15 protein-coding genes and 2 tRNA genes are annotated in these 8965 nt (G+C 63.2%); 2 read left to right on the top strand and 15 right to left on the bottom strand.

The genetic code is table 11. From position 1 onward, the window contains the following. Positions 1-84: 84 nt before the first annotated feature. The gene (locus AArc1_RS09090) at positions 85-945 is read left to right on the top strand and encodes a UbiA family prenyltransferase (protein WP_117365844.1); all 861 of its coding nucleotides are present in this window, start codon (positions 85-87) and stop codon (positions 943-945) included. Between the two features lie 44 nt (positions 946-989). Here AArc1_RS09090 and AArc1_RS09085 read toward each other — a convergent pair whose 3' ends face one another. Beyond that, positions 990-1256 (bottom strand): hypothetical protein, encoded by a 267-nt coding sequence (locus tag AArc1_RS09085; protein WP_228442417.1) that lies wholly within the window; start codon positions 1254-1256, stop codon positions 990-992. A gap of 221 nt (positions 1257-1477) precedes the next feature. On the opposite strand from AArc1_RS09085, the gene AArc1_RS09080 reads away from it, so the two are divergent. After that, positions 1478-2122, top strand: coding sequence for a LysE family translocator (locus AArc1_RS09080; protein WP_117364073.1), 645 nt, complete (start codon positions 1478-1480; stop codon positions 2120-2122). A gap of 71 nt (positions 2123-2193) precedes the next feature. Here the strand turns inward: AArc1_RS09080 and AArc1_RS19510 are convergent, their stop codons facing one another. The 14 genes from AArc1_RS19510 to AArc1_RS09015 all read right to left on the bottom strand — a co-directional run bounded on the left by AArc1_RS19510 (position 2194) and on the right by AArc1_RS09015 (position 8866). Continuing rightward, positions 2194-2316 (bottom strand): hypothetical protein, encoded by a 123-nt coding sequence (locus AArc1_RS19510; protein ID WP_267130100.1) that lies wholly within the window; start codon positions 2314-2316, stop codon positions 2194-2196. 154 nt (positions 2317-2470) lie between these two features. Then, the gene (gene rpsB, locus AArc1_RS09075) at positions 2471-3265 is read right to left on the bottom strand and encodes a 30S ribosomal protein S2 (RefSeq protein ID WP_117364072.1); all 795 of its coding nucleotides are present in this window, start codon (positions 3263-3265) and stop codon (positions 2471-2473) included. Next, positions 3262-4473 carry a phosphopyruvate hydratase gene (eno, locus tag AArc1_RS09070; protein WP_117364071.1) on the bottom strand — a complete coding sequence of 404 codons (1212 nt, stop codon included), beginning with the start codon at positions 4471-4473 and terminating at the stop codon, positions 3262-3264. Before eno ends, rpsB begins: the two co-directional genes overlap by 4 nt. Continuing rightward, on the bottom strand, positions 4470-4655 hold the full coding sequence (locus tag AArc1_RS09065) for a DNA-directed RNA polymerase subunit K (protein WP_117364070.1): 186 nt from the start codon (positions 4653-4655) through the stop codon (positions 4470-4472). The genes eno and AArc1_RS09065 overlap by 4 nt, the downstream gene beginning before the upstream one ends. 1 nt (position 4656) lies before the next feature. Beyond that, positions 4657-4851 (bottom strand): DNA-directed RNA polymerase subunit N, encoded by a 195-nt coding sequence (locus tag AArc1_RS09060; RefSeq protein WP_117364069.1) that lies wholly within the window; start codon positions 4849-4851, stop codon positions 4657-4659. Positions 4852-4863: 12 nt separating this feature from the next. Further along, positions 4864-5262: a 30S ribosomal protein S9 gene (locus AArc1_RS09055; RefSeq protein WP_117364068.1), complete on the bottom strand. Its 399-nt coding sequence runs from the start codon at positions 5260-5262 to the stop codon at positions 4864-4866. Next, entirely contained in the window at positions 5256-5699 is a 444-nt protein-coding gene (locus AArc1_RS09050; protein ID WP_117364067.1) for a 50S ribosomal protein L13, read from the bottom strand. The genes AArc1_RS09055 and AArc1_RS09050 overlap by 7 nt, the downstream gene beginning before the upstream one ends. Beyond that, complete coding sequence (locus tag AArc1_RS09045) at positions 5696-6049, bottom strand: 50S ribosomal protein L18e (protein ID WP_117364066.1); 354 nt, start codon at positions 6047-6049, stop codon at positions 5696-5698. Before AArc1_RS09045 ends, AArc1_RS09050 begins: the two co-directional genes overlap by 4 nt. Positions 6050-6250: 201 nt before the next feature. Beyond that, positions 6251-6335, bottom strand: a tRNA-Leu gene (locus AArc1_RS09040). 126 nt (positions 6336-6461) lie between these two features. Beyond that, positions 6462-7211, bottom strand: coding sequence for a DNA-directed RNA polymerase subunit D (locus AArc1_RS09035; RefSeq protein ID WP_117364065.1), 750 nt, complete (start codon positions 7209-7211; stop codon positions 6462-6464). A gap of 3 nt (positions 7212-7214) precedes the next feature. Further along, entirely contained in the window at positions 7215-7604 is a 390-nt protein-coding gene (locus AArc1_RS09030; protein WP_117364064.1) for a 30S ribosomal protein S11, read from the bottom strand. Positions 7605-7607: 3 nt separating this feature from the next. Next, on the bottom strand, positions 7608-8129 hold the full coding sequence (locus tag AArc1_RS09025) for a 30S ribosomal protein S4 (protein ID WP_117364063.1): 522 nt from the start codon (positions 8127-8129) through the stop codon (positions 7608-7610). Next, complete coding sequence (locus tag AArc1_RS09020; protein ID WP_117364062.1) at positions 8129-8641, bottom strand: 30S ribosomal protein S13; 513 nt, start codon at positions 8639-8641, stop codon at positions 8129-8131. The genes AArc1_RS09025 and AArc1_RS09020 overlap by 1 nt, the downstream gene beginning before the upstream one ends. Positions 8642-8783: 142 nt before the next feature. Continuing rightward, positions 8784-8866 (bottom strand) — tRNA-Ser (locus AArc1_RS09015). Between the last annotated feature and the right edge of the window lie 99 nt (positions 8867-8965).

The following is an 8965-nucleotide window of genomic DNA, read 5'->3' as shown; positions in this document are numbered from 1 at the left end:
GGAAGTCGTGACCGACTCGGCGCCGTCGTCGCCGGGCGATTCCTGAGGGCAGGTATTATGGTTCGGTTCGTTGAGGTCCGTTCCATGTCGCTGGTGAGACACGAGCAGGGAACCGAAGCGACGGCGCGGGCGTACTGGTCGCAGGTCCACCCGGTCTTCATGCTCCCGCCGATCGCTGCGTCGCTGTTCGGTGCCATCCTCGCCGGATACGTTTCGTTCGCACTGGCGACGGTCCACGCCGTCGCGACGTTCGCAGCGGTCTACACGGCTCACGTCAAAGACGGCTACGTCGACTTTCACGTCCGCGGTGAGGACGACGATCACCCGTTGACCGAACGAGGCTGTCGGGTCGGCCTCGTCGCCTCGACGGGGGTCTTCGCGCTCTGCTGTTTGTTTCTGGTGGTGTTCGTCGATTGGGTCGCGGCCCTGCTCACCATCCCGCTGTGGCTCGTCGCCTACCACCACGCCCCACAGCTCGATACGAACCCACTCACGGCGACGACGGGCTATCCGTTCGGCATTGCCCTGGCACTCGTCGGCGGCTACTACGTCCAGACCGAAGCTCTAGCAGCCGTCCCACTCGCGTTCGCCTTCGTCTTTCTCGTCTTGCTCTCGGGGATCAAAGTCGTCGACGACACCAAAGATTACGACTACGACCGCTCGATCCAGAAACGAACCGTCGCCGTCGCCGTCGGCCCGGCTCGAGCCACGGCCATCGCCTACGGCCTCATGGCCACTGCCTTGCTCGTCGTCGTCGCGTTCGCCGTCGCTCGGGTGTTCCCACCCACGGCGGTTCTGGCCGCACTCGCGTTCGGTGCCGTTGCACTCGTTGCCCGCCGGGCCCCACCCGAACTGGCAACGATGCTGCTCGTTCGCGGTTCCTACGTCTTTCTGGCCGTTCTGGTGGCGGCTGTCTGGTTCGAGCCGCTCACCGACGTGCTATAAGCCGGTTGGACGGACACGTCGTTGAGATGCGAGCACCGGGCGATTCAAAACGAGATGTACCCCAACTCGAGTAACACGAGTTCGACGATCATCAGGGTCAGACTCGCCAGCCCGATCGCCGCAAAGAAGAACCCGAACCATCGGCGTTCCATCACCGTCGTCAGTCGATAGCCGCTGTAGAGCGCCACGATACCGACGACCGGGATCAACAGCGAGACGATCGCCGAGATGATCGCCCCCCAGAGGTACATCATTCCTGTTTTGCCCGACTGCTCGATGTCTTCCATCAGCGTCAGTGCGTGTTCGGCCATGAACTAGGGGACGTTACGGACACCAGCGGTTTACGTCTCACCTTCCGTTCCCTGGCCTTGCCCGATCCCTGTCATTTTTATCGACAACGTAGAAACTGCCTGGCAGTGATCTGCCGAGACGCCAACCCACGCCCGCTGTCCCCTGGCAGACTCGAGGCGACGGCCTGGGGCTCTCACTGCGGCCGACGTGAACGGGGATCCGACCGCGGAGGGGGCCTCGAGTGACTGACCTTGTTGCGTCGGCCGTCATCGATCCGGCGGTGCTCGCGGTCTACCTCGTCGCCGCAGGAGCGATGATCCTCTCACCCGGCCCGGATACGCTCTACGTGCTCACCAGGAGCGTCGGTGACGGGCGGCAAGCCGGCATCGCCTCCGCAACGGGGATCAGCGTCGGCGTCCTCGTCCACACTGTTGCGGCAGTCGTTGGCCTCTCAGCGGTGTTTCGTGCCTCCGAACTCGCGTTCGCACTGGTTTCGTATCTCGGCGCTGGCTATCTGGTATTCCTCGGCGTCCGAACGATTCGTGACGACGCTCTCCTCCGCGAGGACGGCCCCGAGACCGAAACGAGCCCGTTTCGCGAGGGCGTCTTCGTCAACGTCCTGAATCCACAGGTCGCGCTCTTCTTTCTCGCGTTCCTCCCACAGTTCGTCGACGGCTCCGGCCACGTTTCGGGCCAGCTGACGGTTCTGGGAGCCATCTACGCGGTAGTGACGATGGCATATCTCGCAGGAGTGGCCGTCGGCTCGAGTGCAGTTCGACGACTGTTACTCACGCGGCCGCGACTCGCCACTGGGGTTCGCTGGCTGTCCGGGCTGATCCTCGTCGGCCTCGGACTGCGACTGCTGATCGGTGTCTTCCTCGGCTGAGCGCTCGAGCCCGTCCCGAAGCCAGTGGGTGCGACTCTCGGCGTTCGAACCGGTCAGAAAAAGGCCCCGAATCAGAAAAGGCCGAGCAGAAGTCGAAGTGGGATCCCGACCGCGAAAATCACGACCAGTGCTGCCGTCGCGAGAAGTACGGCCGTCGGCAGCTCTTCTTCCTCGAACTCGAATAGCCAGTCCATAGCCGCTCGTTCGCACGGTCGATAAGTAACGTTGTCGCTCTGTTCGCCGTCGACCGTACGGCCGCGATGCCGTTGCGTTTCGAAGTGCCAGGTCTCGAGTCTCGAAACCGAAGCCGTGAGATCTCAGAAAAGTCGCTGTCTTCGAACTCCCGATTCAGACCAGACTCTCGAAGTCTTCGAGCGCGTAGGACGGCTCGGCACCGCGGCGGTCGAGGACTTCGTTGGCGAGCAGCCAGTAGACGACCGAGAGGGCCTTGCGACCCTTGTTGTTCGTCGGGACGACGAGGTCGACGTTACTGACCTGGTTGTTCGAGTCACACATCGCGATGACCGGGATGCCCACGGTGATGGCCTCCTTGACGGCCTGTGCGTCACCGATCGGGTCAGTGACGACGACGACGTCGGGTTCGATGTAGCCGTCGTATTTCGGGTTCGTGAGCGTGCCGGGGATGAAGCGGCCGGTGCGGGCGCGAGCGCCCACGGCTTCGGCGAACTTCTCGGCCGGGAAGCGACCGTACTGGCGGCTCGAAGTGACCAGGATCTGCTCTGGCGTGTAATTCGAGAGGAAGTCCGCAGCCGTGCGGATGCGGCCGTCGGTCTTCGAGACGTCCAGCACGTAGAGACCGTCGGTGCGGACGCGGTGGATGAACCGCTCCATGTCCTTGGTCTTTTGCTGGGTACCGATGTGGACACCGGCACCGAGGTAGTCTTCGACGGGGATGAGGAGGTCTGCCTCCTCGTCGCTCATGACGTCGTCGTCGAGAGTCGGCCCCTCGTCTTCGACCTCCTCGTCGGCTGGTTCTGCGTCGGCCTCCTCGGCCTCGGCGGGCTGTTCGTCTACCGACTCGACGTCCTCCTCGGCGGCGGGACCGGCCCCTTCGGCCGGCTCCTCGTCCACCTCTTCTTCGGCGGCGTCGAGCCCTTCCTGGGTTGCGTTGTCGTCTGTCATGTCGCGTCGTCTGCGATTCTGATGAGCTCGTTGAGCTTGGCGGTTCGCTCGCCGCCGACGGCACCCGTCTTGATGAACGGGGCGTCGGTCGCGACGGCGAGGTGTGCGATCGTTGCGTCCTCGGTTTCGCCCGAGCGGTGAGAGACGATCGAGTCGTAGCCGCTTTTGGTCGCGAGTTCGATCGCATCGAAGGCGTCCGTAAGCGTCCCGATCTGGTTTGGCTTGATCAGGATGCTGTTGGCCGCACCGCGGTCGATTCCCTCGCGGAGTCGCTCCGTGTTGGTGACGAACAGGTCGTCGCCACAGATCAGCGTCCGCTCACCGACTTCGTCGGTGAGATCAGCGAACGCCTCGTAGTCGTTTTCGTCGAGGGGATCTTCCACGTAGACGAGATCGTACTCGTCGACGAGTTCTGCGATGTAGGCGATCTGTTCGTCGGTGTCGCGGCTCTCACCCGCGGAGTCGTACTCGTAGGTCTCCGATTCTGCATCGTACATCTCGGCGGCCGCGACGTCCAGCCCGAAGGCCACCTCGAAACCGACCTCGTCTTCGACGCGCGAGACCGCCTCATCGACGATCTCGAACGCCTCGCTGTCGTCGATCGATGGTGCCCACGCACCCTCGTCGCCTTTGCCCGAGGGAACACCGCGCTCCTCGAGTAGATCGGCGACGGCGGCGTGTGCAGCGGCGTTCGCAAAGACGGCATCGGCGACGTTCGGTGCGCCGACTGGCGCGACGAGGAACTCCTGGATGTCCGTCGCGTCGGCGGCGTGTTCACCACCGCCGATGACGTTCCCGAGCGGGACCGGGAAGTTGTCGCCGCGGAACGCGCCACCGAGGTGCTGGAACAGCGGCGCGCCCAGCACATCGGCACCGGCTTTCGCGGCAGCCATCGAGATGGCGACCGCACTGTTGGCACCGATCTCCGAGAAGTCATCCGTGCCGTCTGCAGCGTGTAAGATCGCGTCGACCTCTCGCTGATTTCCGGCGTACGCCTCACCGACCAGTCGCGGAACGGCGCGTTCTCGAGCCGTTGCAATCGCCTCGCTCGGCGGTCGTTCGACGGCTTCGTACTCGCCAGTGCTGGCACCGCTGGGTGCAGCTGCCCGACCGAAGCCACCGCTCTCGGTGAGCACGTCGGCTTCGACCGTCGGGTTGCCACGCGAGTCGAGGATGCGCCGGAGTCGAACGTCGGTAATCAGCGTCATTTCCGATCGTATCCCCGCTTGACGGTAAAGGGCAACGCGCCCGCGTCGTACTCTTCGGCGGCGATCAGGATCGGCTCGGACTGATCCGTCTCGACCAGCACCGGTGCCCCGTAGGAAACCTGCAGTGCTCTCGCACCGAGGATTCGTGCTTTCTCGTATCGGTTGTGACGTTGCTGTTGCATGTTACTGGTACGGGGAGACGACGTCGACGAGGTCGCTGTGTGAAACGAGCATGCGCCGGCAGCAGTACCGGTCGACGCCGAGTTCATCGAGGACCTTCTGGGGGTCCTCGTCGCCCTCGTTCGCTCGTTCGTCGAACGCTTCCCAGTGTTCGCCGACGACGTTACCACAGGTGAAACACCGAACCGGTACCATCATATCGTGCTCACCTCAGCGGTAGGACTTCTGGTAGCGTGCCCGAGCGCCTGGGCCGCCCCACTTTTTCGGTTCGGACTGACGAACGTCGTTGACCAGCAGCGACCGGTCGAACTCCATGAACGCGTCACGGAGTTCGGCGTCGTTCGTATGCTGGACGATCCCGCGTGCGATGGCGGTTCGGACGGCGTCTGCCTGGCCGCTGATCCCGCCACCGTCGACGCTGACGTCGATGTCCATCTCGCTGCGCAGGTCCTCGCCGACGATGCGGAACGGCTCGAGCATCTTGAGCCGTGACATCTCTGGCTCGACGAGTTCGACTGGCTTGGAGTTGATTCGTACGCGGCCTTCGCCTTCGCGCACCGTTGCGCGAGCGACGGCCGTCTTCTTCTTGCCACTCGTGTTCGTTACCATGTGACGTTAGCACCGAGTTGTTCGGAGACTTCGCCCAGGTGGACGAAGCGGATGTTCGAAAGTCGGTCCAGCGAGGTACCCTCGACGACCTCGGCTTCGCGGTCGTCTTCGTACGGGTTGCCGACGTAGACGCGAACGTTCTCGAACGCCTCGCGACCGCGTGTCTTCTTGTACGGCAACATCCCGCGGACGGCACGCTTGAAGATCGTGTCCGGCCGCTTGGGGTAGTACGGACCTCGGTCGGATCCGAGCTGGATCCGCGTTCGGTAGGTGTCGAAGACGTCCTCTTTGTCGCCCGTGATGACAGCGTCTTCGGCGTTGACGATCGCGACGCGCTCGCCGTTGAGGGCGCGCTGGGCGACCTCGCTTGCGACACGTCCAAGGATGCAGTCACGAGCGTCGACGACGACGTCCGCGTCGAACTCTGCGAGATTCATGCGATCACCCGTACGCCCGCACCATCGGGGTTCTCTTCGAGCAATTGCTCGAGCGATACCGGTGTACCGGTTTGTTCGATCTTCGTCTCGGCTGACGAGGAGAAGTCGACCGCAGCAACGGTCACTGACTTCTGCAGCGCGCCGGATCCCAGCACTTTGCCGGGAACGACGACGGTCTCTTCTTCGCGTGCGTACCGTTCGATCCGACCCAGGTTTACCTCGGCGTGGTTCGCCCGGGGCTTCTCGAGTCGATCCGCGACGTCTCGCCAGACGTCGGCGTCCGTCTCGCGGGACGTCGACTTCAGCTCGGCGATGAGGTCGTTGAGCCTCGGATTGGTCTTGCTACTCATTGATTTCCTCCAAAGTGACGATAGCGGTGAGAGTCGTTCTCACCGAAACTGTGCAAACCCGATGGGCTTACACCGCGTGGCGAGTCCACTGCGACGGACTCGCCGGTCGTGGAATCGAATTCGTTCGGCTGTCGAACTCGACGGAAGCCGCGTCGACGGTCGGTCGACTCGGTCGACGTCGGTTCGACCTGACAGAAGTGATGCAGGGAGCAGGATTTGAACCTGCGAACTCCTACGAGACAGCGCCCTGAACGCTGCGCCGTTGGCCAGACTTGGCTATCCCTGCTCGCACTTCCGTCTACCCGTTGCCCCTTCAAACCCCTTTCGATTCCAGCGTGCGAACCGGAGCCGGTCTCGTCACTAACGGCGCCGGCGTGCGGTTCGCGAGTGAGTTGGGGGCGTCGGGTCATGCTTACAACTGTACTGCTTCTTCGAGTTCGATCGCGCGGGTTTCGATCGTGTCAGCAGCCCGCGTGACGAGTTCGTCGACGGTGAACGATCCGTCAGTCTCGACGTGGAAGACGAAGGCGTTCGGAACGTCTTCGACCTCGAGTTCTTTGCCCGGATACCGCTTCGAGAGGTCGTGATCGAACTCGCTCGTCGGAACGAGTTCGTCACCGTCTTCGATTACACCGCGGACCATCTGGGCCTCGGGCTCTTCGAACTCCGACAGCTCACCGACGACCTCCACACGCTGGAGATGTCGGTAGCCGACTGCGACGCCACCCTGGTGTTTCGCGTGGTTTTTCCCACGGTCGATGGTGGCGTCGGCTTCGGCCTCGAGTCGCTGGCCGTCTTTGAGGTCGATGATCGGGACGTTCTCGTCGGCCGGCTGGACGAGGTCGTCGCTCGAGACGAGGTCGCCCGAGTAGGCGGTGCCCGGCCCTTCGACGTCGATCGAGAGCGTGACAACGTCGTCCTCGCCGAACTCGCCTTCCGGCGGGGTCGTCAGTGGGACGAGCCCGAGTCGGAGTGCGAGTTGCTCGTCGAACATCACCGACGAGTTCTCGACGAACCGGACGGTGTCGATCGCCATCGTCGGCACGTCGGCGATCATCGCGCGACGGATACCGTTGGCGAACGCGGGCGTCACGCCGCGGACGAGGAACCGTGTCTCACGATCCTCGCGTTCGACAAACTCGACGTCGTACTCAGCCGTCATGATCTAGTAGCCGCCCTTGCCTTTCGGTGCGCGCGATCCGTCGTGTGGGATCGGCGTCACGTCTTCGATACGACCGATCTCGATACCGGCGCGTGCGAGTGCACGGATCGTCGCCTGTGCACCCGGACCGGGGGACTTCTGTAAGTTGCCGCCGGGGCCACGCACGCGGACGTGCAGGCCTGTGATGCCGGCTGCTTTGACCTCTTCGGCGATCGAGTCGGCCATCTGCATGGCTGCGTACGGCGACGCCTCGTCGCGGTTTTGCTTGACCGCCGTCCCACCGGAGGACTTCGCGATCGTCTCCGCGCCCGTGAGGTCGGTCACGGTCATGATGGTGTTGTTGAACGATGCGTGTACGTGGGCGATTCCCCACTTGTCGTCGTCCTGGCTCATGGTTTACTGACCCTCCGCACGTTCTGGGTGGAGTTCGTCCGCGAGCGGGCTGTTCTCGTCGAACGCGACGAGACTTTCTTCGTCGACGTCGACGACGTACGACGGAACCCGGTGTCGCTGCTCGCCGATCACGACGTGGCCGTGCGTGATGAACTGGCGCGCCTGCTGTGGCGTGTTCGCCAGCCCTTTGCGGTAGGCGACCGTCTGGAGACGGCGCTCGAGGACGTCTTCGATCTCGAGTGAGAGGACGTCGCCGAGTTCGTCGGCCTCGTCGAGGATGCCGACGCGCTTGAGGCGTCCGAGGAACTCCGCAGAGCGCTGGACAACGGTTTCGTCGCCCTGGGCCTGGCCGAGCAGGTCACGAGCTTCGCGTCGGTAGGAGCGAAGCTCGGACTGTGCACGCCAGAGTTCTTCTTTGTTCGAGAGCCCGTAGCGGTCGAGAAGCGAGTGTTCGTTCGCGATGCGTTCACCCTGGTAGGGGTGATTCGGCGTCTCGTACTGCTTGGTCTTCGTTCCGATCGGCATTATTCGTCACCCTCGCCGCCTTCTTCGGCTTCTTCTCGGATCTCTTCGACATTGACTCCGATGGTGCCCTCCGTACGACCGGTGGACTTCGTCCGCTGTCCGCGGACCTTCTGGCCGCGCTTGTGGCGGACGCCGCGGTAGGAGTCGATCATCTTCATCCGGTTGATGTCGTGTTGGCGGGTCAACTGGAGATCGTTCCCGATCTCGTGGGTCGTTTCGCCGGTGTAGAAGTCCTTCTGGCGGTTGTTGAGCCAGTCGGGGACTTCGTCGGCGTAGTTCTCTACGAGTTCGACGACCTCGTCAATGACGTCCTGTTCGAGCGCACCGAACGTCGCTGTTCGGTTTACGTCCGCCTCCTCGGCGATGATCCGGGCGGTCCGTCGACCGATCCCGTTCAGCTCCGAGAGCGAGCGCTCGACGGACTTCGTCCCATCCAGGTCGGTCTGACCGATCCGGATGAAGTACTGAAGATCGTCGTCGTCCTGTTGTTCTTGAGGTGCTTCCTCGCTCATGTGTCGTGTATGTGTGTCTGGTCTGCGCGCGTTGCAAGGCGACTGACGGAAAACGTCAGTCATACCGTCGAACGACCGTCAGTGACCGCTCGATCGCATTCGAGTCGGTGCGCATCGGGTGCGTTCGACAGTATTGTTCCGACGTCGTGGCGGGGATTCGAACCCCGGAGGCTTGACGCCACATGGTTAGCAACCATGCGCCTTGGGCCGCTTGGCTACCACGACACCGTGTCTCTATCGTCGCCCGTTCGGACTCGGGGACTACATCCCCTGCACGTATCGCAGACGAATCTACCGGTGATGGGTACTTAAGCGCAACGAAAG

The organism is Natrarchaeobaculum sulfurireducens (assembly GCF_003430825.1).
Lineage (GTDB): Archaea > Halobacteriota > Halobacteria > Halobacteriales > Natrialbaceae > Natrarchaeobaculum > Natrarchaeobaculum sulfurireducens.
The sequence above is the reverse complement of the archived record's forward strand: the minus strand, read 5'-3'. Positions and strand labels throughout refer to the sequence as shown.